This window comes from Cellulomonas pasadenensis (genome assembly GCF_047229365.1).
Taxonomy (GTDB): Bacteria; Actinomycetota; Actinomycetes; order Actinomycetales; family Cellulomonadaceae; genus Cellulomonas.
Map to the genome: position 1 here is coordinate 1 of NZ_JBFTEP010000029.1, position 21,650 is coordinate 21,650.

20 protein-coding genes, 1 tRNA gene and 1 pseudogene are annotated in these 21,650 nt (G+C 76.5%); 13 read left to right on the forward strand and 9 right to left on the reverse strand.

The genetic code is table 11. From position 1 onward, the window contains the following. Window positions 1-211: pseudogene (locus AB6N23_RS06235) on the forward strand (DNA polymerase Y family protein); the annotation flags it as partial. Continuing rightward, window positions 204-3,662, forward strand: coding sequence for a DNA polymerase III subunit alpha (gene dnaE / locus AB6N23_RS06240; RefSeq protein ID WP_412865228.1), 3,459 nt, complete (start codon window positions 204-206; stop codon window positions 3,660-3,662). The pseudogene AB6N23_RS06235 and the gene dnaE, both read left to right, overlap by 8 nt. Window positions 3,663-3,689: 27 nt before the next feature. Here dnaE and AB6N23_RS06245 read toward each other — a convergent pair whose 3' ends face one another. After that, window positions 3,690-4,946, reverse strand: coding sequence for an AI-2E family transporter (locus AB6N23_RS06245; protein ID WP_412865229.1), 1,257 nt, complete (start codon window positions 4,944-4,946; stop codon window positions 3,690-3,692). A 216-nt stretch (window positions 4,947-5,162) separates the two neighbouring features. On the opposite strand from AB6N23_RS06245, the gene AB6N23_RS06250 reads away from it, so the two are divergent. The 4 genes from AB6N23_RS06250 to AB6N23_RS06265 all read left to right on the forward strand — a co-directional run bounded on the left by AB6N23_RS06250 (window position 5,163) and on the right by AB6N23_RS06265 (window position 7,750). Next, a tRNA-Leu gene (locus AB6N23_RS06250) sits at window positions 5,163-5,245 on the forward strand. Window positions 5,246-5,346: 101 nt separating this feature from the next. Further along, complete coding sequence (locus AB6N23_RS06255) at window positions 5,347-6,132, forward strand: phosphatase PAP2 family protein (RefSeq protein ID WP_412865230.1); 786 nt, start codon at window positions 5,347-5,349, stop codon at window positions 6,130-6,132. Beyond that, entirely contained in the window at window positions 6,129-7,202 is a 1,074-nt protein-coding gene (locus AB6N23_RS06260) for an ADP-ribosylglycohydrolase family protein (RefSeq protein ID WP_412865231.1), read from the forward strand. Before AB6N23_RS06255 ends, AB6N23_RS06260 begins: the two co-directional genes overlap by 4 nt. Before the next feature lie 134 nt (window positions 7,203-7,336). Beyond that, window positions 7,337-7,750 (forward strand): helix-turn-helix domain-containing protein, encoded by a 414-nt coding sequence (locus AB6N23_RS06265; RefSeq protein ID WP_412865232.1) that lies wholly within the window; start codon window positions 7,337-7,339, stop codon window positions 7,748-7,750. A 34-nt stretch (window positions 7,751-7,784) separates the two neighbouring features. Here AB6N23_RS06265 and AB6N23_RS06270 read toward each other — a convergent pair whose 3' ends face one another. Together AB6N23_RS06270 and AB6N23_RS06275 are read right to left on the reverse strand one after the other, a co-directional pair. Further along, window positions 7,785-8,375, reverse strand: coding sequence for a ClpP family protease (locus AB6N23_RS06270; RefSeq protein WP_412865233.1), 591 nt, complete (start codon window positions 8,373-8,375; stop codon window positions 7,785-7,787). Beyond that, window positions 8,372-8,986: a ClpP family protease gene (locus tag AB6N23_RS06275; RefSeq protein ID WP_412865234.1), complete on the reverse strand. Its 615-nt coding sequence runs from the start codon at window positions 8,984-8,986 to the stop codon at window positions 8,372-8,374. Before AB6N23_RS06275 ends, AB6N23_RS06270 begins: the two co-directional genes overlap by 4 nt. A gap of 94 nt (window positions 8,987-9,080) precedes the next feature. Here AB6N23_RS06275 and AB6N23_RS06280 point away from each other — a divergent pair, with 94 nt between their 5' ends. Next, entirely contained in the window at window positions 9,081-9,884 is an 804-nt protein-coding gene (locus AB6N23_RS06280) for an alpha/beta fold hydrolase (RefSeq protein WP_412865235.1), read from the forward strand. A 3-nt stretch (window positions 9,885-9,887) separates the two neighbouring features. Here AB6N23_RS06280 and AB6N23_RS06285 read toward each other — a convergent pair whose 3' ends face one another. The 4 genes from AB6N23_RS06285 to AB6N23_RS06300 form a co-directional block, all read right to left on the reverse strand. After that, a complete protein-coding gene (locus AB6N23_RS06285; RefSeq protein ID WP_412865236.1) occupies window positions 9,888-10,667 on the reverse strand; it encodes a metallophosphoesterase family protein in 780 nt (259 codons plus the stop codon). 85 nt (window positions 10,668-10,752) lie between these two features. Then, a complete protein-coding gene (locus AB6N23_RS06290) occupies window positions 10,753-11,415 on the reverse strand; it encodes an alpha/beta fold hydrolase (RefSeq protein ID WP_489672001.1) in 663 nt (220 codons plus the stop codon). A gap of 150 nt (window positions 11,416-11,565) precedes the next feature. Then, a complete protein-coding gene (locus tag AB6N23_RS06295; RefSeq protein ID WP_412865238.1) occupies window positions 11,566-12,357 on the reverse strand; it encodes a fructosamine kinase family protein in 792 nt (263 codons plus the stop codon). Between the two features lies 1 nt (window position 12,358). Then, a complete protein-coding gene (locus AB6N23_RS06300) occupies window positions 12,359-12,886 on the reverse strand; it encodes an Lrp/AsnC family transcriptional regulator (RefSeq protein WP_412865239.1) in 528 nt (175 codons plus the stop codon). A 142-nt stretch (window positions 12,887-13,028) separates the two neighbouring features. On the opposite strand from AB6N23_RS06300, the gene ald reads away from it, so the two are divergent. The 3 genes from ald to AB6N23_RS06315 are packed head-to-tail and all read left to right on the forward strand — an operon-like array spanning window position 13,029 to window position 17,610. Continuing rightward, entirely contained in the window at window positions 13,029-14,183 is a 1,155-nt protein-coding gene (ald, locus tag AB6N23_RS06305) for an alanine dehydrogenase (RefSeq protein WP_412865240.1), read from the forward strand. After that, a complete protein-coding gene (locus AB6N23_RS06310) occupies window positions 14,180-16,273 on the forward strand; it encodes a M3 family metallopeptidase (protein WP_412865241.1) in 2,094 nt (697 codons plus the stop codon). Before ald ends, AB6N23_RS06310 begins: the two co-directional genes overlap by 4 nt. Further along, window positions 16,270-17,610: a M20/M25/M40 family metallo-hydrolase gene (locus AB6N23_RS06315; RefSeq protein WP_412865242.1), complete on the forward strand. Its 1,341-nt coding sequence runs from the start codon at window positions 16,270-16,272 to the stop codon at window positions 17,608-17,610. Before AB6N23_RS06310 ends, AB6N23_RS06315 begins: the two co-directional genes overlap by 4 nt. Window positions 17,611-17,653: 43 nt before the next feature. On the opposite strand, the gene AB6N23_RS06320 is transcribed toward AB6N23_RS06315, so the two are convergent. Then, on the reverse strand, window positions 17,654-17,902 hold the full coding sequence (locus tag AB6N23_RS06320; RefSeq protein ID WP_412865243.1) for a DUF5703 family protein: 249 nt from the start codon (window positions 17,900-17,902) through the stop codon (window positions 17,654-17,656). A 113-nt stretch (window positions 17,903-18,015) separates the two neighbouring features. Here AB6N23_RS06320 and AB6N23_RS06325 point away from each other — a divergent pair, with 113 nt between their 5' ends. Continuing rightward, window positions 18,016-18,306, forward strand: a complete 291-nt coding sequence (locus AB6N23_RS06325; protein ID WP_412865244.1) for a primosomal protein — start codon at window positions 18,016-18,018, stop codon at window positions 18,304-18,306. 23 nt (window positions 18,307-18,329) lie between these two features. On the opposite strand, the gene AB6N23_RS06330 is transcribed toward AB6N23_RS06325, so the two are convergent. Then, window positions 18,330-19,298, reverse strand: coding sequence for an aldo/keto reductase (locus AB6N23_RS06330; RefSeq protein WP_412865245.1), 969 nt, complete (start codon window positions 19,296-19,298; stop codon window positions 18,330-18,332). A gap of 134 nt (window positions 19,299-19,432) precedes the next feature. Between AB6N23_RS06330 and AB6N23_RS06335 the strand changes: the two genes are divergently transcribed. Then, complete coding sequence (locus AB6N23_RS06335) at window positions 19,433-20,335, forward strand: undecaprenyl-diphosphate phosphatase (RefSeq protein WP_412865246.1); 903 nt, start codon at window positions 19,433-19,435, stop codon at window positions 20,333-20,335. A 53-nt stretch (window positions 20,336-20,388) separates the two neighbouring features. After that, window positions 20,389-21,636, forward strand: coding sequence for a cysteine--1-D-myo-inosityl 2-amino-2-deoxy-alpha-D-glucopyranoside ligase (gene mshC, locus AB6N23_RS06340; RefSeq protein WP_412865247.1), 1,248 nt, complete (start codon window positions 20,389-20,391; stop codon window positions 21,634-21,636). Window positions 21,637-21,650 lie beyond the last annotated feature (14 nt).

Sequence of the window (21,650 nt, forward strand, 5' to 3'; positions counted from 1 at the left end):
GCGCTGGCCCGTCGCCGCGGCGCCGCCCGGGGCCGGGCCGCGGACCGTCGCCGGGTGGGCCGGCCCGTGGCTGCTCACCGACCGGTGGTGGAACCACCCGGGCAGCCCGCCGCAGGTCCGGGCGCACGCGCAGGTGGCGTTCGAGGACGGCGGTGCCGTGCTGCTCACGTGGGCGGACGGCGCCTGGACGTGCGAGGCCGACTATGACTGACCCCGCCACGACCGACCCGCGCTACGCCGAGCTGCACGCGCACTCCGCGTTCAGCTTCCTCGACGGCGCCAGCCAGCCCGAGGAGCTCGCCGCCGAGGCGGCCCGCCTCGGCCTGGGCGCGCTCGCCCTGACCGACCACGACGGCCTGTACGGCGTCGTGCGGTTCGCGGAGGCGGCCCGTGCCGTGGGCCTGCCCACCGTGTTCGGCGCGGAGCTGCACCTGCCGGCCCCGGACGGGCGCCGCCACGTCCGTGAGCGGCGCCCGTCCCCGGCGCCGGTGCTCGACGCGCCCACCGGCACGCCGGACCCGCGCGCGAGCCACCTGCTCGTGCTCGCGCGCGGGCCCGACGGCTACCGGTCGCTCTCGCGCGCGATCGCCGAGGCGCACCTGCGCACCGGCCGCAAGGGCGCCGCCGACCACCGCCTCGAGGAGCTCGCCGCGGCGGCCGACGGGCAGTGGCTCGTCCTCACCGGCTGCCGCAAGGGCGCCGTGCGGCGCGCGCTCGCGGGCGGCGACCCGTCGGGCGTCGGCGGCGTCGTCCCCGGGGGGCGGGAGGCCGCGCGCCGCGAGCTCGACCGGCTGGTCGCCCTCTTCGGGCGCGACAACGTCGCGGTCGAGACGACCGCCGCGGGCGACGCGTGGGACACCGACCGCGCCGACGCGCTCGCGGGCCTCGCCGCCGACGCCGGCCTCCCGCTCGTCGCGACCGGGAACGTGCACTACGCGACCCCGCGCGACGCCGACCTCGCGCAGGCGCTCGCCGCCGTGCGCGCACGCTCGTCGCTCGACGACCTCGACGGGTGGCTGCCCGGCGCGCCGACCGCGCACCTGCGCTCGGCCGCCGAGATGCTCGACCTGCACCGCCGGCACCCCCACGCGGTCGCCGCGGCCGCCGACCTCGCCGCCGAGTGCGCCTTCGACCTCGCGCTCGTCGCGCCGCGGCTGCCGCCGTACCCGGTCCCCGCCGGGCACACCGAGGCGAGCTGGCTGCGCGAGCTCGTCCGCCGCGGCGCGCACGAGCTGTACGGGCCGCCGGGGGACGAGCGCGTGCCCGGCGCGTACGCGCAGCTCGAGCACGAGCTGCGCGTCATCGAGGACCTCGGGTTCCCCGGCTACTTCCTCGTCGTGTACGACCTCGTCGACTTCTGCCGCCGCAACGGCATCCTCGCGCAGGGCCGCGGCTCGGCCGCGAACTCCGCGGTCTGCTACGTCCTGCGCGTCACCGCGGTCGACCCCGTGCGCCACGGCCTGCTCTTCGAGCGGTTCCTCGCGCCCGAGCGCGACGGCCCGCCGGACATCGACGTCGACATCGAGTCGGCCCGCCGAGAGGAGGTCATTCAGCACGTCTACGCCACGCACGGGCGCACGCACGCCGCCCAGGTCGCCAACGTCATCTCCTACCGCCCGCGCTCCGCGGTCCGCGACGCGGCCCGGGCGCTCGGGTACGACGTCGGCCAGCAGGACGCGTGGAGCACGACGATCGAGCACTGGTCGACGCTGCGCGGCCCGGAGAAGCCGACGTCGTGGTGGCACCTGACGAAGTCCGGTCCCGTGGGACCGTCGGGCACGCCGGGGCTGGCGACCGCGGACCGGCACGACGTCGTGCCGGACGTGCTGCCGCCGTCGGCGGCGGAGAACGAGGAGATCCCCGACCACGTCATCGACCTCGCCGAGCGGTTCCTGCGGCTGCCGCGGCACCTGGGCATCCACTCGGGCGGGATGGTGATGTGCGACCGCCCGGTCATCGAGGTGTGCCCCGTGGAGTGGGCGCGCATGGAGGGCCGCACGGTCCTGCAGTGGGACAAGGAGGACTGCGCCGACGCGGGTCTGGTGAAGTTCGACCTGCTGGGCCTGGGCATGCTCACGGCGCTGCGGCTCGGCTTCACCGAGGTCGAGAAGCACGAGGGCCTGGTGCTCGACCTGCACGCGCTGCCGTACGAGGACCCGCTCGTGTACGAGCTGCTGTCGGACGCCGACACCGTCGGGGTGTTCCAGGTGGAGTCGCGCGCGCAGATGGGCACCCTGCCGCGCCTGCGCCCGCGCCGGTTCTTCGACATCGTCGTCGAGGTCGCGCTCATCCGCCCCGGGCCCATCCAGGGCGGGTCCGTGCACCCGTACATCAACCGCGCGCGGGGGCGCGAGAAGGTCACGTACCTGCACCCGCGGCTGGAGAAGTCGCTCGGCAAGACCCTCGGCGTGCCGCTGTTCCAGGAGCAGCTCATGCAGATGGCCATCGACGTCGCCGACTTCACGCCCGCCGAGGCCGACCAGCTGCGCCGCGCCATGGGCTCGAAGCGGTCGATGGAGCGCATGGAGGCGCTGCGTGCGCGGCTCATGGCCGGCATGGCGCGCAACGGCATCGCGCCGGACGTGCGCGAGCAGATCTTCGACAAGCTGAAGGCGTTCGCCGACTTCGGGTTTCCCGAGTCCCACGCGTACTCGTTCGCGTTCCTCGTGTACGCGAGCGCGTGGCTCAAGGTGCACCACCCGGCGGCCTTCTACGCGGGCCTGCTCGCCGCCCAGCCGATGGGCTTCTACTCCCCGCAGAGCCTCGTCGCCGACGCCCGCCGCCACGGCGTGGAGGTGCTGCGCCCCGACGTGCAGGCGTCCGACGCGCTGGCCGTCGTCGAGCGCGTCGCGCCCACCCCGCCGGACGGGGAGCCGCGGCTCGTGCCCACGCCCAGCGGGACCGGCCCGGTCGCCGGCGCGGGCGTGCGCACCGGCACGGGCGACCCGCGACCGCGCTCGCTCGTCGTCCGGCAGGGGCTGTCGTCGGTGCGGACGATCGGCGAGGACCTCGCGCGCCGGCTCGTCGCCGAGCGCACCGCGCACGGGCCGTTCGCCGACCTGCACGACCTCGTGCGGCGCGTGCAGCTCACCACGCCGCAGCTGGAGGCGCTCGCGACCGCCGGCGCGCTCGCCGGTCTCGGCGTCGACCGCCGGGCCGGGCTGTGGGCCGCGGGCGCGCTCACGCAGGAGGGCCCGGACACGCTCCCCGGCGTGGCGGTCGGCGTCCGGGCGCCGACGCTGCCGGGTCTCGCGGACGTCGAGGTCGCGACCGCCGACGTGTGGGCCACCGGGGTGTCGGTGGACTCCTACCCGACGCAGTTCGTCCGCGACGGCCTGGACCGGGCCGGCGTCCTGCGCATCGAGCAGGTGTTCCGCACGGACGAGGGGCGGCGCGTGGCCGTCGCGGGGGTCGTGACGCACCGCCAGCGTCCCGGCACGGCGCAGGGGGTGACGTTCCTGTCCCTCGAGGACGAGACGGGCCTCGTCAACGTCGTGTGCTCGCCGGGGCTGTGGCAGCGGTTCCGGCGCACCGCGCGCACGGCGAGGGCGATGGTCGTGCGGGGGCGGCTGGAGAAGGCGGACGGTGCGACGAACGTCGTCGCGGAGCACCTGAGCCCGCTGTCGCTGCAGGTGCGGTCCGCGTCGCGGGACTTCCAGTGAGCCCGCCGACTGGCCACGTGCGTCCGGTCAGCCGCCCGGGGGAGCGGCGACCGGCGTCGTGCCGGCCGGCCGGGCGCCGTCGTCCTCGTCGTCGACGGGCTCGCTGCCGTCGGCCGCGTCCTCCTCGTCCATCGGCGGGTCGAGCGTGCGCAGCCGCGAGTACACCGCCCAGGCGACCGCGACGAGCGGGACCGAGATCACCGCGCCGAGGATGCCCGCCGTCAGCGTGCCGGCGGTGACGGCGAGCGCCACCACCACCGGGTGCAACGACACCTGCTTGCCCATGATGAGCGGCTGCAGCACGTGCCCCTCGAGCTGGCCGATGAGCGCGATGCCGACGCCCACCGCGACGGCGCTCCACAGGCCGTTGGCGGCCAGCGCCACGATCATCGCGACGACCATCGCGGCCGGTGCGCCGATGAGCGGGATGAACGCGCCGATGAGGACGAGCACCGCGAGCGGTGCCGCGAGCGGCACGCGCAGGACGCTGAGCAGCACGAACGCGAGGACGCCGTCGGCCAGCGCGATGAGCACCGTGCCCCGCGTGTACCCCGAGAACGTGTACCAGCCGGCGCCGCCCGCCGTGACCCACGACTCCCGCACCCGCACCGGCAGCTGGTTGAGGAACCACGTCCACATCTGCGTGCCGCGCGCGAGGAAGAACACCGTGCAGAAGATCGCCAGCGCGAGCGCCGTGAAGCCGACGGCGACGGACCCGGCGCTCGCGGCCGCCTGCGTGGCGATGTCGCCGGCGTGCTCCCGCACCCAGGCGACGCCCTCGTCGATCGCGTCGACGATCTGGTCGTTGGTGATGGTGAACGGCAGCGTGCCGCTCTCGAGGAAGTCGGTGATCTGGTCGATGCCGGTCTCGAACTGCCGCGCCAGGTCGTTCCACTGCGTTGCGATCGAGTACCCGACGTACGTGAGCATGCCGAGGAAGAACAGGATGCCGGCGAGCAGCGCCAGCGCCGTCGCCAGGCCCCGCGGCATCACCCGGTCCATGGCGTCGACGAGCGGACGCAGCACCGCGGTGAAGACGAGCGCCAGGAAGACGGCGACGAACAGCAGCTGCACGCGCGAGGTGGCGTAGAACACCAGCACGACGGCCGCGACCACCACGAGCAGCCGCCAGGACACGCCCGCGGAGCGCCGCAGCCACCGCGGCGCGGTCTCGTCGGCCCCCACGACGTGCGGGTTGCGCCGACCGCCGGCGACCCGCCGCGCGACGGGGCTCACCGCCCCCGAGCGCGGTCGCGAGGTGCTCGTGCCCGTCACGTCGACCATGCGACCCTCCTGCGGTCCGGTGCTCCCACCAGGCAGTCTGCCCCCCACGAGCGGCCACGGCGCGGTGGCCCGCCGGGGGAGGGCGACGCGTCCGCCGCGACGCCGCACACGCGGCGGCCGGCCGGGCGCGGCGAGGGGCGATGCGGGGATCGCGTCCGCGCCGTGCTATGTTTTCTGCCGCGCCGAGGGGTCCGCAAGGGCCGCCGAGGTCCACCTGTCCGGGTGGCGGAATGGCAGACGCGCTAGCTTGAGGTGCTAGTGCCCTAACGGGCGTGGGGGTTCAAGTCCCCCTCCGGACACTCGTTGAGACAGCGACGACGACGGCCCCCGACCTGCTGGTCGGGGGCCGTCGTCGTCCCCGGCCGGGCCGCGGCGCCGCGGTCGGCCTAGCCTGCTGGCCATGGACCGGTCCGGCGCGGCGCAGCCCCTCGGTGCGGCGCCCGGTGGCACGCCACCCCCGCCGGCCACCACACGGCGGCCGCTGTCGCGCCGCACCCGTCGTCGGGTCTCGCGTGCGGCCGGCGTGTGCGCCGTCCTCGCCCTGCCGGTCGCGGCGCTGGCGCTCGTGGTCCGCACCCGGTCGTCCGCCCTGCACGTGCTCGACGAGCGCGCCGTCGCGGCGGCGACGGACGTCACCCGGTCCGCGCCGGCGCTGCACGACGCGCTGGTCGTGTGGCAGGAGGTGACGCAACCCGGCTGGCTCGTGCTCGCCGGTGCCGGCGTGTGCCTGTGGGTGGCGCGGCGGCGCGGCCTGCCGTCGCGTGCGCTGTGGGGCGTGCTGACGCTGCTGGCGTCGTGGGGGACGTCGACGGCGGTGAAGCTGCTGGTGCAGCGGGCGCGCCCGGTGCTGGAGGACCCGCTCGCGCACGCCTCGGGCTTCAGCTTCCCGTCGGGGCACGCCGCCGGTGCGGTGGCCGCCGGCGTCGTGCTGACCGTGGTCACGTGGCCGCTGCTCGGTCGGCGCGCGCGGGCGGTGGTGCCCGCAGCGGCCGCGCTGGTCGCCGTCCTGACCGCCGCGGACCGCGTGCTGCTGGGCGTCCACCATCCCTCGGACGTGGTCGCGGGGGCGGCGCTGGCCGGCGCGGTCGTCGCCGGCGCGTGGGCGGGGTGGGCACCCGACGACCCGGGGACGCGGGGGGACGGCAGTCCGGCACCGAGGGGCCGGGCCCGGGGACGGACCCGGTGACGCCCGACCTGGTGACGCCCGACCCGTCGCACGCGGCGTCCGACGACGCGCGCGGCGGCGACCGCCTGCACGAGCGTGCCCTCGGGTGCCTCGCCGGCGTGGCGCTCGGCGACGCGCTCGGCATGCCCGTCGAGGAGTGGACGCGCGAGCGGGTCGCGGCGGAGCACGGCACGGTCGACCGGCTGCTGCCCGGGACGGGACGCGGCATGCCCGCCGGCAGGGTCACCGACGACACCGAGCAGACGCTGATGCTGGTCGACGTGCTCCTCGAGACCGGCGGGCGGCCGCGCGCCGACGTCGTGGTGCGGCACCTGCTGGCGTGGGTCGACGCCGCCGGGCCGCGTGCGGACGCCGTCATCGGGCCGAGCACCGCGCACGCCCTCGCCCTGCTGCGCGCGGGCGCCGACCCGCGCACGACCGGCCGCACCGGCCGCACGAACGGCGCGGCGATGCGCGTCGCGCCGGTCGGCGTCGCCGTGCCGGTCGACGACCCGGTGGCGCTCGTCGACGCGGTGGAGGAGACGTGCGTCATGTCGCACCACACCGCGGAGGCGCTCGCGGCGGCGGCGCTGGTGGCCGCGGTGGTCAGCTCGGCGCTCGACGCACCACCGGGTGGGGGCGCGGTCGACCCGCTGCCGCACGTCGCGCGCGGTCTCGACGTCGCGGAGCTCGCCGCACGCCGCGGCGTGCCGGCCGCGGGGACGTCCCTGACCGAGGCCGTCCGTGCCGCCCTGCGGGTGGCGTCGACCGCCGACGACGGCGACTTCCTGTGCCGGCTCGCGGCGGACGTCGGCACGTCGGTGGCCGCCGTCGAGTCCGTGCCGGCCGCCGTCGCCTGCGTGGTGCGGGCGGGCGGCGACCCGTGGCGCGCCGCGGTACTCGGCGCGAGCGCCGGCGGCGACACCGACACGGTCGCGTCGATGGCGGCCGGCATGGCCGGCGCCCTGGTGGGCGTGCGGGCCGTCCCGGCGGAGCCGCTCGCGCGGGTGCAGCAGGTCAACGGGCTGGACCTCGACGCGGCGGCGACCGCACTCGTCGGCCTCCGGCGCGGCCGGGCCACGGCGGGCTGACGGGCGACGGCGGGCGGACCGGCGACGTCGACCGGTCGCCCGTCGACCGCGTCGGGCGGCGACCCCGGGCGCCGGCGTTCTGCTGTCGGCAGATCGTCTCCCGCCGGGTGCGGTGGCGGGGCTAGCGTCGGGGCATGCCGCACGACGCCGTCGCCCTCGCCCCGGTCCGCCGGCGCCCCACGGCGTGGCGGCGCACGATCGGCGCGCTGCTGCGCCGCGAGCGGGAGGCCCAGGGCCTGCGGCTCACCGACGTGGCGGCGCGCGCGCGGTTGTCCCCGCAGTACCTGTCCGAGGTCGAGCGGGGACGCAAGGAGCCGTCGTCGGAGGTGCTGGCGGCGCTCACGGAGGCGCTCGGGCTGACGCTCGTCGACCTCGCGCGGGGCATCGCTGAGGTCCTCGGCGCGCCGGCGGCGTCGGGCACGGCGGGACGCCCGGTCCTCGTGCTCACGTCGTCGCCCACGGCCGTCGCCGCACCGGCCGCCGTCGGCGCGCCGGCCGGGCGCGTGGCCGCACCGCGGCAGGACCGCGCCCGGCTGCTCGCCGCCTGACCGTCGCGCGTGGTCCTCACGGTGCGGCCCGCGCTCACCGCGGCCGGGCGGTGAGCACCTCGTCCGCCAGCCCGTACGCCACGGCCTGCGGCGCCGTCAGGACGAGGTCGCGGTCGGTGTCGTGCCGCAGCGCGGCGACGTCCTTGCGGGTGTGCCGGGCGAGGACCTCCTCGAGCTCGGCCCGTACCCGCACCACCTCGTCCGCGGCGAGGATGAGGTCCGGGATCGTGCCCTGCCCGCGCGTCGCCGGCTGGTGCAGCACGACACGACCGTGCGCGAGGACGGCCCGCCTGCCCGGCGCGCCGCCCGCGAGCAGCACCGCCGCCGGCCCGGCCGCCTGCCCGACGCAGGTCGTGGCGACCGGCGCGCGCACGTACTGTATCGCGTCGTAGACGGCGAGCATCGCGGACGGCGACCCGCCGGGGGAGTTGATGTACAGCTGCACGGGCAGGTCGCTCTCCGACTCCAGGTGCAGCAGCTGCGCGACCAGCACGTTCGCGACGCCGTCGTCGATCTCGGTGCCGAGGTAGACGATCCGCTCGGACAGCAGCCGGCTGAACACGTCCATGGTGCGCTCGACGCCCGCCCGCCGCTCCGTCACGTAGGGCACCGTGTACGTGCTCACGGCCTGACCCCCACCCGCGGCGCGGCACCGGCGGTGGGACGCACGTCGGCCAGGGACCCGACGACGGCGTCCACGAACCCGTACGCGCGCGCCTCCTCGGCGGTGAACCAGCGGTCCCGCAGCGAGTCCGCGCGGATCCGCTCCACCGGCTGACCCGTGTGCTCGGCGACGAGGCCCAGGACGGTGTCCCGCGTGTGCCGCAGGTCGTCGGCCTGCAGCTCGACGTCCACGGCCGTCCCGCCGATGCCGGCCGAGCCCTGGTGCAGCAGGACGCGCGCGTGCGGCAGCGCGAACCGCTTGCCGGGCGTCCCTGCCGACAGCAGGAACTGGCCCGCGCTCGCGGCCATGCCGCCGGCGACGGTGCGGACGTCGTTGGGGATCAGGCGCATGACGTCGTGGATCTCGAGCATGGCGGGCACCGAGCCGCCGGGCGAGCTGATCCACAGCGTGACGTCGGTGCGCGGGTCCTCGGCGGCGAGCAGGAGCAGCTGGGCGGCGATGCGGTGGCCGGTGCGCTCGTCGAGCGCCGTGCTCAGCACGACGATGCGTTCGTACGCGAGCCGGGCGAGCAGCTCGTCGTCGTAGGGGCGGGTGGGCGTCTGCGTGCTCATGGACCCACCCTGCGCCGGGCGCGGGGGGCGACGGGGGCCGCGCTGCCGAGGGCGGATCCGCTGTCGGCAGCGCCGCGGCCTAGGCTCGGTGCCCGTGAGCACCACCGCGCCCGGCACCGTCAGCGCCACCACCGTGGGGGAGGAGGGCGCGCGCGTCGCCTTCCTGCACGGCCTGTTCGGGCAGGGGCGCAACTTCACGGGGATCGCGAAGGCGCTGGTGCCGGACTTCCGCTCGCTCCTTGTCGACCTGCCGAACCACGGCCGCTCGGCGTGGACGGACGTGTTCGACTACACGGCCACGGCCGATCTCGTCGCGGCCCAGCTGCGTGCGGGGTTCGCGGCGGACGGCCCCGTGCACGTCGTGGGGCACTCCATGGGCGGCAAGGTGGCGATGGTGCTCGCGCTGCGCCACCCCGACCTGGTCGACCGGCTCGTCGTCGCCGACATCGCCCCCGCGTCGGGCGGGTCCCTCGGCGAGTTCGCGCACCTGCTCGACAGCCTCGCGGCGATCGACCTCACCACGCTGACGCGTCGCGGCGAGGCCGACGAGCGCCTCGCGGAGCGCGTGGACGACGCGCGCGTGCGGGGCTTCCTGCTGCAGAACCTGCGCACCGACGGCGACGGGTTCCGCTGGCAGGCGAACCTCGACCTGCTGCGGCGCGACCTGCCCGTGATCGGCGGCTTCCCCGACGTCGGCGACGCCGCGTTCGACCACCCCGTCCTGTGGGTGGCGGGGGACCGGTCCGACTACGTGCGCCCCGAGCACGGCCCGGCGATGCGCCGGCTGTTCCCGCGCACGACGCTCGTCACCCTCAAGGGTGCCGGGCACTGGGTGCACTCGGAGCAGCCGGAGGCGTTCGTCTCCGCCCTGCGGACGTTCCTCGGCGCGGCGCGCTGAGCGTCAGACCCGGTCGCGCACGACGTCGTCGGCGCGCAGCCCGCGCCCGGCGTGCAGGCCCCGGTACACGGCCGTGCGCAGCTCGACCGCGTACGCCTCCAGCTCCGGCATGCCGAGGTCGCGCGCCACGGCGATCTCCGCCTCGACGTCGTACGGCACGCGCACGACCTGCAGCGAGAACGGCGCGGACCGGTCGCCGCCCGGCTCGCCCTCGAGCACCACGTACGACGCGGTGGGCTCGTCGAGCGGGTTGCCGACGCTGCCGACGTTGAACAGCGTCCGCCCGTCCTGCATCTCGACGTACGCGTCGTGCACGTCGCCGTAGCCGACCATGGCCGGCTCCGGGCCGTCGCCCGTGAGCTCCGTCGTGGCGAACATGCCGGCGAACTCGGCGTCGGTGTGGTGGACGTGCACGCGCACGTGCACGCTGCGCGCCGACGCGTGCAGCAGCCGGATCCGCCGCCCGCTGAGCTCCAGGTGGTGCACCAGCGGCAGGCCGAGCAGCCACGCGTGGTCGTCGGGCGTCAGCTCGTCGTACCACCAGGTCAGCGCCTCGTCGCGGACGGTCTGCGGCCGCGGCAGGAAGTCGTCCCAGTTGCCGCGCACGGTGACGGCGCAGCGCTCGCGGCTGCGCGCCACGGCGGCGTGCCCGCGCGGCCCCTTGCCCACCACGTCGCCGAGGTTGACGACCGTGGTGACGCCCCGGGCGTCGAGGTCGCGCAGCACCGTGTCGTAGGCCGTCATGTTGCCGTGCACGTCCGACAGCACCGCGATGCGCTCCACCGGCCGCTCCCTCCGTCGTCCCGGCGACAGTAGCGGGCGCCGCGCGGGCGCACCCGGCCTCCGGCGTCGACCCCGGCGCGACGCCTCAGGCGTGCGCGCGCGCCGGCACGTGCGCGGCCAGCTCGTGCAGCGCGTCGAGCAGGACGCGGTTGAACGCGGCCGGGGCGTGGCTGTTGACGTCGTGGCCGGCGCGCGGCACGACGGTGAGCCGCACGCCGGGCAGCGCGCGCAGGTAGCGGCGCTCGTCGAGGCGCAGCGGGTCGCGGCGGCCGTTGACGACCCAGACCGGCAGCAGCAGCCGGCGCAGGTCCCGCAGCGGCGAGTACCCCGCGAGTGCCGCGAGCATGTCCGTGACGACGTGCCACGTGCCCTGCCCCGTGCCGAGCCAGCGCGTCACGTGGGTGGACGCCCGCCGGTACAGGTGCAGCGGCTTGCCCTTGATCTCGGTCGAGCAGCCGGCCAGGACGACGCCGGCGAGCTTCGCCTCGTGCCGGCGCGCGTACGCCAGCGACGCGTACCCGCCGAGCGAGAGGCCGACGAGCAGCGGCGGCTGGGGGCACGCGTCGACGGCCTCGTCGATCGCGGCGAGCGCGCCCTCGAGCGTGAACCGCTCGGTGCTGCGGCTGCCGTGCCCGGGCAGGTCGATGGCGTGCGTCGGGTGGCCGCCGTGGCGCAGCGCCGCGACCTGGGCCTGCCAGATGGCCGACGACGTGCGGGTGCCGTGCACGAGCACGATGGGACGACGGATGGGGGACCTCCTCGGCGGGTGTCCCGGACGGCCGGGGGTGCCGTCCGGAACCTCCTCGACGGTAACCCCGCACCCTGAGCGGTGCCTGAGGAGCAGCACCTACGGGTCCGTCGGACGTCCCGTCGGACCGTCTGCGGTGGGCACGGCCCGTCAGGCCCCTGCCCACCGCCGCGCGAGCGCGCACGCCTGCGCGACGTACCCGCCGCCGAAGAGCACCGCGTGCAGCGCCACCGGGAACAGCTGGTGCAGGCCGGTGCGGTGCTGCCACCCGCGCGCGAGCGGGTGCACCTCCGCGTACCCGTCGACCACCGCGTCGAGGTGCGGTAGCCCGAACAGCGCGAGCATCGCCAGGTCCGTCTCGCGGTGCCCGCCGTGCGCCGCCGGGTCGACGAGCGTCGCGCCGTCCGTCGTCCAGACGACGTTGCCGGACCACAGGTCGCCGTGCAGGCGCGCCGGCGGGTCGTCGTCGTCCCACGTGCCGGCGCGCAGGCGCTCCGCGACCCGGGCGAACGCCGCGTCGTCCGCCGCGCCGGTGCGTCCGGCGGCCCGCAGGGCCTCCGCGACGGGGGCGATGCGGCAGTCGGCGTGGAAGGCGCCCCACGACGCGTACGCGCCGAACGGCATGGGCAGCGGGTCGGCGAGCGGCCCGACGAAGCCGTCGCCGGACCAGCCGTCGGGTGGCGCGCCGAACGCGGTCGCCCCCGCGTCGTGCGTGCGCGCGAGCGCGGCGCCGAACGCGTGCGCTGCGGCGCGGTCGGGCGGCACGGGCGCCAGCCGGACGAGGTCGAGGTGGTCGTCGGCGACGTCGAGCACCTCGACGACCGGGGCGCCGCCCGGGACCCGCAGCCACCGCAGCCCGGCCGCCTCGCACGCGAAGTAGCCCGGGGGCGCGCCCGCCCGCGCCTTGCGGTGCACCCGGCCGCCGGCGCGCTCGCGGACCACGTCACACCGCCGTCGTCGGGGCGTGCAGGTGCTCGAACACCAGGCTGGTCTGCGTGTGCGCGACCTCCGGCCGGGTGCTCAGGTGCTCCACGACGAACGCCCGGAGCGCGGGGGAGTCCTGCACCGCCACGTGCACGAGCACGTCCTCCGCGCCGCCCAGCAGGTAGACGTCGCGCACCTCCGGCCGCCCGGCGAGGGTGTGCGCGAACGCGCCGAGGCGCGCCCGCGCGGCCGCCTGCAGCCGGACCGCGATGATCGCCTGCAGCCCGCGGCCGACGGCCCCCGGGTCGACGTCGGCGTGGAAGCCGCGCAGGACGCCGGCGCGCCGCAGCGCCGCGACCCGCGCGTGGACCGTGGAGGGTGCGAGACCGGCACGTGCGGCGAGGTCCTTGTTCGACAGGCGGCCGTCGCGCTCGAGCTCGCGCAGCAGGAGGCGGTCGACGTCGTCGAGCGGCGGCGTGCCGGCACCGAACCCCGTTCGGCGAGGACCCCGTCCCGGAGCCGGCCGTGGCGAATCCGCGTCGTCCATAGCGCGACGTTACCGAACGGCATCCGGCCGTCACCGTCCCGCAACACAGGAGGTTCAGAATGGGGCGTGAGCGGCGTCACACCCGGACGTCCGCCCGACGACCGCGGCGCCACCGCGCCGCCCGGCACGACAGGAGCGCCCCATGCGCGTCGGCATCCCCCGCGAGGTCAAGAACCGCGAGCACCGGGTGGCCGTCACACCCGCCGGCGTCGACCGGCTCGTGCGCGCCGGCCACGACGTGCTCGTCGAGTCGGGCGCCGGTGCGGGCTCGCACCTGGACGACGCCGAGTACGCCCGCGCCGGGGCGCGCGTCGTCCCGACCGCCGCCGAGGCGTGGTCGGCCGAGCTCGTGTGCAAGGTCAAGGAGCCCGTCGCGTCCGAGTACCCCCACCTGCGTGACGACCTCGTCCTGTTCACGTACCTGCACCTCGCCGCCGACCGGCCCGCCACCGAGGCGCTGCTGGCCGCCGGCACCACGTCGATCGCCTACGAGACGGTCCGCGCCCCCGACGGCTCCCTGCCCTTGCTCGCCCCCATGAGCGAGGTCGCGGGACGCCTCGCCACGCAGGTCGGCGCGTACCACCTCATGCAGGGGGAGGGCGGCGGCCGCGGCGTGCTCCTCGGCGGCGTGCCCGGCACGCCGCCCGGCAAGGTGGTCGTCCTCGGGGGCGGCGTCGTCGGCACGCACGCCGCCGAGATCGCCGTCGGCATGCGCGCGGACGTCACGGTCCTCGACGTCGCCGCGCCGCGCCTGCGGGAGCTCGACGCCCGCTTCGGCGGCCGCGTGCGCACCCTCGCGTCGTCCGCGTGGACGCTCGAGCACGAGCTGCTGGACGCCGACCTCGTCGTCGGTGCCGTCCTGCTGCCCGGTGCCCGCGCACCCCGGCTCGTCGGCAGCGACCTCGTCGCCGCCATGCGGCCCGGGTCCGTGCTCGTCGACGTCGCCGTCGACCAGGGTGGCTGCTTCGAGGACACGCGCCCGACCACCCACGACGACCCCACCTACCTCGTCCACCGCTCGGTCTTCTACTGCGTCGCCAACATGCCGGGCGCCGTGCCCGTCACGTCGACGCGCGCGCTCACCAACGTCACGCTGCCGTACCTGACCACCCTCGCGGACCGCGGCTGGCGCGCCGCCGTCGCCGACGACCCCGGCCTGGCCGCCGGCCTGACGACGCACGCCGGGCGCCTGCACAACGTTGCGGTGGCCGACGCGCACGGCCTGCCCGCGGCACCGCTCGGCACGCTCGCCGACGCGCGCACCGGGCACGCGGCATCTGTGACGATGGGCGCATGACCTCCGCACCCGACGCGACCGCCCTCGACCCCACCAACCCGTTCGCCCGTCCGTCCGCGCTGCCGTACGGGCTGCCGGACTTCCGCGAGGTGCGCGAGGAGCACTACCTGCCCGCGCTGCTCGCCGGCATGGCGGAGCAGCGGCGCGAGGTCGAGGCCGTCGCCACCGACCCGGCCGCGCCGACGGTCGAGAACACGCTCGTCCCGCTCGAGCGCTCGGGGCACCTGCTGCACCGCGTCGCGTCGGCGTTCTACAACCAGGCCGGGTCCGACTCGACGCCCGGCCTCCAGGCGATCGAGGAGGAGCTCGCCCCGCTGTACGCCGCGCACCAGGACGCCATCTGGCTCGACGCGCGCCTGCACGCACGCGTCGAGGCGCTCGCCGCGTCGCTCGAGGGCACGGAGCTCGAGCCGGACACCGCGTGGCTGCTGCACCGCACCCGCCGCGCGTTCGCGCGCGCCGGCGTCGGCCTCCCCGAGGCCGACCAGGACCGCCTGCGCGCGATCAACGCCGAGATCACGACGCTGGACGCCGCCTTCGGGCGCAAGCTCCTCGCCGGCGCCAACGCGGCCGCCGTGCTGGTGACCGACGAGGCCGAGCTCGACGGCATGCCGCAGGACGCGCGCGACGCCGCGGCGCAGGCGGCCGCCGAGCGCGGCCACGAGGGCGCGTGGCTGCTCGAGCTGCAGCTGCCGACGCAGCAGTCGGTGCTGGCGTCGCTGCGCGACCGCGGGCTGCGCGAGCGCATCCACCGCGCGTCCGTCACGCGCGGCGCGACGGGCGACGAGAACGACACGCGCGAGACGCTCCTCGCGCTCGTGCGGCTGCGCGCCGAGCGTGCCCGGCTGCTCGGGTACGAGCACCACGCCGCCTACGTGGCCGAGGACGCCACCGCCGGGTCGGCGCAGGCCGTCGCCGACATGCTCGCGCGGCTCGCACCGGCCGCCGTCGCGAACGCCCGCGCGGAGGCCGCCGAGCTCGAGGTCGCGCTGCGCGCGGACCACCCGGACGCCGTCCTGGAGGCGTGGGACTGGGCCTACTACGCCGACCGCGTGCGCCAGGAGAAGCGGCAGCTCGACGAGTCGGCGCTGCGTCCGTACCTCGAGCTCGACCGCGTGCTGACCGAGGGCGTGTTCGTCGCGGCGCACCGCCTGTACGGGCTCACGTTCGCCGAGCGGCACGACCTCGTCGGGTACCACCCGGACGTGCGCGTGTTCGAGGTCTTCGACGCCGACGGCTCCGGCACGGGTCTGTTCCTCGGCGACTTCTGGACGCGCCCGTCCAAGCGCGGCGGGGCGTGGATGAACTCGTTCGTCGACCAGTCCGGGCTGCGGGGCGAGCTGCCCGTGGTCGTGAACAACCTCAACGTGCCCAAGCCCCCGGCCGGGCAGCCGACGCTGCTCACGTGGGACGAGGTCATCACGCTCTTCCACGAGTTCGGGCACGCGCTGCACGGCCTCCTGGCGCGCGTGCGCTACCCGTCGCAGGCGGGCACGAACGTGCCCCGCGACTTCGTGGAGTACCCGTCGCAGGTCAACGAGATGTGGGCGTGGGACCCGGAGGTCCTCGCGTCCTACGCCGTCCACCACGAGACGGGCGAGCCCATGCCGGCCGAGTGGGTCCGCACCCTGCTCGACGCGCGCCAGGACGGCGAGGGGTTCGCGACGACGGAGTACCTCGCCGCCGCGCTGCTCGACCAGGCCTGGTACCGCCTCGCGCCCGAGGACGTCCCGACCGACCCCGCCGAGGTCGAGGCGTTCGAGGCGGCCGCGCTGGAGGCCGCCGGGGTCGCGTTCGCGCCCGTCCCGCCGCGCTACCGCACGACGTACTTCAACCACGTGTTCGGCAGCGGCTACTCGGCCGGCTACTACGCGTACATCTGGTCGGAGGTCCTCGACGCCGACACCGTCGAGTGGTTCGCCGAGAACGGCGGCCTGCGCCGGGAGAACGGTGACGCGTTCCGCGCCCGGCTCCTCGGCCGCGGCGGGTCGATCGACCCGCTCCAGGCCTTCCGCGACCTGCGCGGCCGCGACGCGCGGATCGAGCCGCTGCTCGCCCGCCGTGGGCTCGACCGGACGGACGCCCGGTGACGGCCGCCGACGCCGGGACGCCCGGCGCCACGCCCACCGCCGAGGACGAGGTCGTCGACCTCTGCCGCGAGCTCATCCGCTTCGACACCTCCAACCCCGGCGACGGCACCGGGCCGGGGGAGCGTGCCGCCGCCGAGTACGTCGTCGGCCTGCTGCAGGACGTCGGCCTCGAGCCCGAGCTGTTCGAGAGCGAGCCGGGCCGCGCGAGCGTCGTCGTCCGCGTCGAGGGCGCCGACAGCAGCCGCCCCGCGCTCGTCGTCCACGGCCACCTCGACGTCGTGCCGGCGCACGCCCCGGACTGGAGCGTCGACCCGTTCGCCGCCGAGGTCCGGGACGGCCTCGTGTGGGGCCGCGGCGCCGTCGACATGAAGGACATGGACGCGATGGTGCTGGCCGTCGTGCGGCAGATGGTCCGCGAGGGACGCCGTCCGGCGCGCGACCTCGTCGTGGCCATGTTCGCCGACGAGGAGGCCGGCGGCCGGCTCGGCGCCGGCTGGGCGGTCGACCACCGGCCCGAGCTGTTCGCCGGCGCCACCGAGGCGATCAGCGAGGTCGGCGGCTTCTCCGTGGACGTCGCCGGGCAGCGCGTCTACCTGCTGCAGACCGCCGAGAAGGGGCTGGGCTGGCTGCGCCTGGTCGCGTCCGGGCGGGCCGGGCACGGCAGCCAGGTGCACACCGACAACGCGGTCGTGCACCTCGCCGAGGCCGTCGCGCGCATCGGGCGGCACCCGTGGCCCGTGCAGCTCACGCCGACGGTCCGCGCCCTGCTCGAGGGCGTCGCCGAGCTCACCGGCCTGCGCTTCGACCCCGAGGACCCCGCGTCGCTCGACGCGCTGGTCGACGCGCTCGGGCCCGCGGCGAAGTTCGTCGGCGCGACGCTGCGGCACTCCACCAACCCGACGCGCCTCGCCGCCGGCTACAAGGAGAACGTCGTCCCCGGGTCCGCGACCGCGGCCGTCGACGGCCGCTTCCTGCCCGGCCTCTCCGAGGAGTTCGACGCGCAGGTCGCGGCGCTCGCCGGGCCGCACGTGCGGGTCGAGGACATCGTGCGCGACACGGGCCTCGAGGTGCCGTTCGAGGGGGCGCTCGTCGACGCGATGGTCGCGGCCGTCACCGCGGAGGACCCGGGCGCGCACGTCCTGCCGTACATGCTGTCGGGCGGCACCGACAACAAGTCGCTGTCGCGGCTGGGCATCACCGGGTACGGGTTCGCGCCGCTGCGCCTGCCGGCCGACCTCGACTTCGCGGGGATGTTCCACGGCGTCGACGAGCGGGTCCCCGTGGACGCGCTCCGGTTCGGCACGCGCGTCCTGGACCGGCTGCTGAGCGCCTGCTGACCGCGTCGCCCGCCGCAGACGTCCTGCGGCGGGCGACGGCGCGTCAGCCCGCGGCGGAGACCAGCGTCGACCGCACGCGGATGATCTTGCGGCGCAGCCACACGCGCCGCTCGCCGCCCGCGTACAGGCGCGTGCGGGCGAGCTCCCAGCGGCCGTACTCGGCCTCGTCGGTGAGCAGGCGGCGGGCGTCGCCGGTCGAGGTGGTGCGCGGGATGGTGAGCACCCGGTACTCCCACTGACCGCCCTGGGTCACCCAGTCGTTGCGCCCCGCCGGTGCGCGCCGGTCCGCCATACGCCTCACCCCGTCCGTGTGCCCGGTCCTCGTCCTGTCCGCGTGACCCGGCCGGCGGCGTGCGCGGCCGTGATCCGCTGCCATTGTGCCTCGCGCGGCGCTACGGTCGTCGCATGACCGTGGACCCGCGTGCCGCTCTCGACCGTCTGGTGGCCGCCCTGGAGGCGCACTACACCGCCGTCGTCTCCAAGCACGGTGACGACGACCCCGCGGTGGACGACGCGTACGACGTGCTCGCGGACGCCTTCGAGGTCTACGACGACGCGCTGGGCACCGTGCACGGCGAGGCGACGCCGTTCTACCTCGCGGAGGAGGACGAGGACGACGACCTGGACGAGGACGACCTCGACGAGGACGCGGACGTCGACCTCGACGACGACGAGCTGGCGGACGCCGACGCCTGAGCGACGCGCCCGGCCGGGCGACGTCAGCGGGACCCGAGCCGCTCCGGGTACCCGACGGCGGGCGCGGTGATCTCGTCCAGCGCGGACACGATCTCGTCCGGCAGCTCGAGGTCCTCGGCGGCGAGCGCCGCGCGCAGCTGCCCGGCGGTACGGGCCCCCACGACCGCGCCGGCGACGCCCGGGCGCCCCGTCAGCCACGCGAGCGCCACCTCGAGCGGTGCGCGCTCCAACCCGGACGCGGCCGTCACGACCGCGTCCACGACGCCCGAGGCGTCCGCGGTCAGGTAGGGCTGCACGAACCCGGCGAGGTGCGCCGACGCCGCCCGCGAGTCCGACGGGATCGTGCGCCGGTACTTGCCCGTGAGCACACCGCGACCGAGCGGCGACCACGCGAGCAGCCCCGCGCCGAGCGCCGCGCACGCCGGCAGGACCTCGCGCTCCACGCCGCGCTGCAGCAGCGAGTACTCGGCCTGCACGGCCGCGAACCCGGGGTCCGGCTCCAGCAGGGTCGCGACGCGCGCGACCTGCCAGCCGGCGTGGTTCGACAGCCCGACGTACCGCGCCCGCCCGGAGGTCACGGCGTGCCGCAGCGCCGACGCCGTCTCCTCGAGCGGCGTGCGGGGGTCGGGCGTGGCGAGCCACAGGTCGACGCGGTCGGTGCGCAGCCGGCGCAGGGAGCCGTCGAGCGAGTCGAGGAGCGCGCCGCGCGACGCGTCGACGGTCGCACCGCGGGCCGTGCGGCGCACGCCCGCCTTGGTGCACAGGACGACGTCGTCGCGGTCGACGACGTCGCCGAGCAGCGCACCGAGCAGCTCCTCCGCCCCGCCGTCGGCGTACGACGCGGACGTGTCGACGAGCGTCCCACCCGCGTCGACGAAGTCGCGCAGCTGCTCGGCGGCCTCGTGGTCGTCGGTGTCGCGGCTCCACGTCATGGTCCCGAGCCCGAGCCGGGACACGCGCAGCCCGGTGCGTCCCAGCCGGCGGTGCTCCATGGGGCGCCACCCTAGCCGCGGCGTGCGCGCGGCCGCGTCGCCCGGTCGTGCGTGGCCCGTGACGGCCCGGTGGCGGGTCCGTGCAGGTCGCACGCGCGCCGGCCGGTGGCGCGGCGCCGCTAGGGTTGCCCCTCGTGGCGACGGGCATCGGAACGGGCGACGGCATCCTTCTCGGCGTGGTGCAGGGCCTCACGGAGTTCCTGCCCGTGTCGTCCAGCGCGCACCTGCGGATCGTGGGCGAGCTGCTCGGGTCGGGCGACCCGGGGGCCGCCTTCACCGCGATCACCCAGCTCGGCACCGAGGCGGCCGTGCTGCTCTACTTCCGGCGCGACATCAGGCGCATCGTGCTCGCGTGGTGGGCGGCGGTGCGCGGCGCGCACGGCACCGACCTGCGCTCGCGGCTGGGCATGCCCGCGGGGCGTCCGGCCGACCACGACGCCCTCATGGCGTGGTTCATCGCGCTGGGCAGCGTCCCGATCGTCGTCCTCGGGCTGGCGTTCCAGGACGCGATCGAGCGCCCGTTCCGCAACCTCTGGCTCGTCGCGCTCACGCTCGTCGTGTTCGCGCTGCTCCTCGGCTGGGCCGACCGGCGCGCGGCGCAGCAGCGCACGCTGGAGGACCTGACCCCCCGGCACGCCCTCGCGTTCGGGTTCTGGCAGGCCCTCGCGCTCGTGCCCGGCGTGTCACGCTCCGGCGGCACGATCACCGGCGGCCTGCTCATGGGCTACACGCGCGAGGCCGCGGCGCGGTACTCGTTCCTGCTGGCCATCCCCGCCGTGTTCGGGTCCGGGCTGTACCAGCTGGCCAAGAGCGCGGGCGACTTCGGGCAGGCCGGCACCCCCGGGCTCGGTGTGACCTTCGTCGCGACGGTGGTGGCGTTCGTCGTCGGCTACGTCGTCATCATCGCGTTCCTCAAGATCGTCTCGACGTTCAGCTACACGCCGTTCGTGTACTACCGCATCGGCCTCGCGCTCGTCGTCGTGCTGCTCCTGCTCACCGGCGTGCTCGAGCCGGTCAGCGCGCCCGCGAACGCCTGACCGCGCACGCGCGCGCCGCCGGCCGCCGTCGGAGGGGCGGTTAGGCTTCCGGCGTGCTCACCTGGCCCGCCCCCCACGTCCCGCAGCTCCCCGGGGAGGGCGGTCCGGTCCTCGTCCGCGATACGTCGACCGGGCAGCTCGTCGAGGCCGCACCGGGCCCGCGCGCGACCCTGTACGTCTGCGGCATCACGCCCTACGACGCCACGCACCTGGGGCACGCCGCCACCTACATCGCGTTCGACGTCCTCGTCCGCGCGTGGCGCGACGCCGGCAAGGACGTGACCTACGCGTCGAACGTCACGGACGTGGACGACCCGCTGCTGGAGCGCGCCACCGCGACCGGCGTGGACTGGCGCGACCTCGCCGCCGACCAGATCGCGCTGTTCCGGTCCGACATGACCGCGCTCGGCGTCCTCCCGCCCGACGTGTACCGCGGGGTCGTCGAGACCGTGCCGCAGATCGCCGCCGCCGTGCGCCGCATGCTCGACGCCGGTGCCGCCTACCGCGTCCCCACGCCCGACGCCGCCGGCGACGACGTCTACGCGGACCTGGCCGCCGACCCCGCGTTCGGCACCGTCGCCCGGCTCGACGACGCGACGATGCGGGCGCTCAGCGCCGAGCGCGGCGGCGACCCCGACCGGCCCGGCAAGCGGTCCCCGCTCGACCCGCTGCTGTGGCGGGCCGAGCGCGCCGGCGAGCCCGCGTGGGACGACGCCGGGCTCGGCCGCGGCCGTCCCGGCTGGCACATCGAGTGCGCCGTCATCGCCGCCGACGGTCTCGGCGTGCCGTTCGACGTGCAGGGCGGCGGGTCCGACCTGGTCTTCCCGCACCACGAGTGCAGCGACTCGCACCTGCGCGTGCTCGACGCCGGCTCCGCCGCGCGCGTGCACCTGCACGCCGGGATGGTCGCGTACGACGGGCAGAAGATGAGCAAGTCGCTCGGCAACCTCGTGCTCGTCTCGCGCCTCGTCGCGGAGGGCGTGGACCCCGCGGCCGTGCGCCTCGCCGTCCTCGCGCACCGCTACCGCGACGACTGGGAGTGGACGACCGGCGAGCTGGCCGCCGCGCAGGAGCGGCTCGCGACGTGGCGCCGCGCGCTGTCCGGCAACGGGGGCCCGGAGTCGGCGCCCGTGCTGGCCGCGGTCCGGGCGGCCGTCGCCGACGACCTCGACACGCCGACGGCGCTCACGGCCGTGGACGCGTGGGCGCGCACCGCGCTCGAGGGCCGCGTGCCGGTCGAGCACGGCGCACCGGGCGTCGTCGCGCGCACCGTCGACGCCCTGCTCGGCGTGCGGCTCTGACGACGCGCCCCGGC

Coding starts and splice junctions, on each gene's coding strand:
- ald (WP_412865240.1), top strand. CDS start 13,029: ATGCGCGTCGGCATCCCCCGCGAGGTCAAGAACCGCGAGCACCGGGTG.
- AB6N23_RS06245 (WP_412865229.1), bottom strand. CDS start 4,946: ATGGTCGACGTGACGGGCACGAGCACCTCGCGACCGCGCTCGGGGGCG.
- AB6N23_RS06330 (WP_412865245.1), bottom strand. CDS start 19,298: ATGGAGCACCGCCGGCTGGGACGCACCGGGCTGCGCGTGTCCCGGCTC.
- AB6N23_RS06310 (WP_412865241.1), top strand. CDS start 14,180: ATGACCTCCGCACCCGACGCGACCGCCCTCGACCCCACCAACCCGTTC.
- AB6N23_RS06300 (WP_412865239.1), bottom strand. CDS start 12,886: ATGGACGACGCGGATTCGCCACGGCCGGCTCCGGGACGGGGTCCTCGC.
- AB6N23_RS06325 (WP_412865244.1), top strand. CDS start 18,016: ATGACCGTGGACCCGCGTGCCGCTCTCGACCGTCTGGTGGCCGCCCTG.
- AB6N23_RS06275 (WP_412865234.1), bottom strand. CDS start 8,986: ATGAGCACGCAGACGCCCACCCGCCCCTACGACGACGAGCTGCTCGCC.
- AB6N23_RS06255 (WP_412865230.1), top strand. CDS start 5,347: ATGGACCGGTCCGGCGCGGCGCAGCCCCTCGGTGCGGCGCCCGGTGGC.
- AB6N23_RS06265 (WP_412865232.1), top strand. CDS start 7,337: ATGCCGCACGACGCCGTCGCCCTCGCCCCGGTCCGCCGGCGCCCCACG.
- AB6N23_RS06320 (WP_412865243.1), bottom strand. CDS start 17,902: ATGGCGGACCGGCGCGCACCGGCGGGGCGCAACGACTGGGTGACCCAG.
- dnaE (WP_412865228.1), top strand. CDS start 204: ATGACTGACCCCGCCACGACCGACCCGCGCTACGCCGAGCTGCACGCG.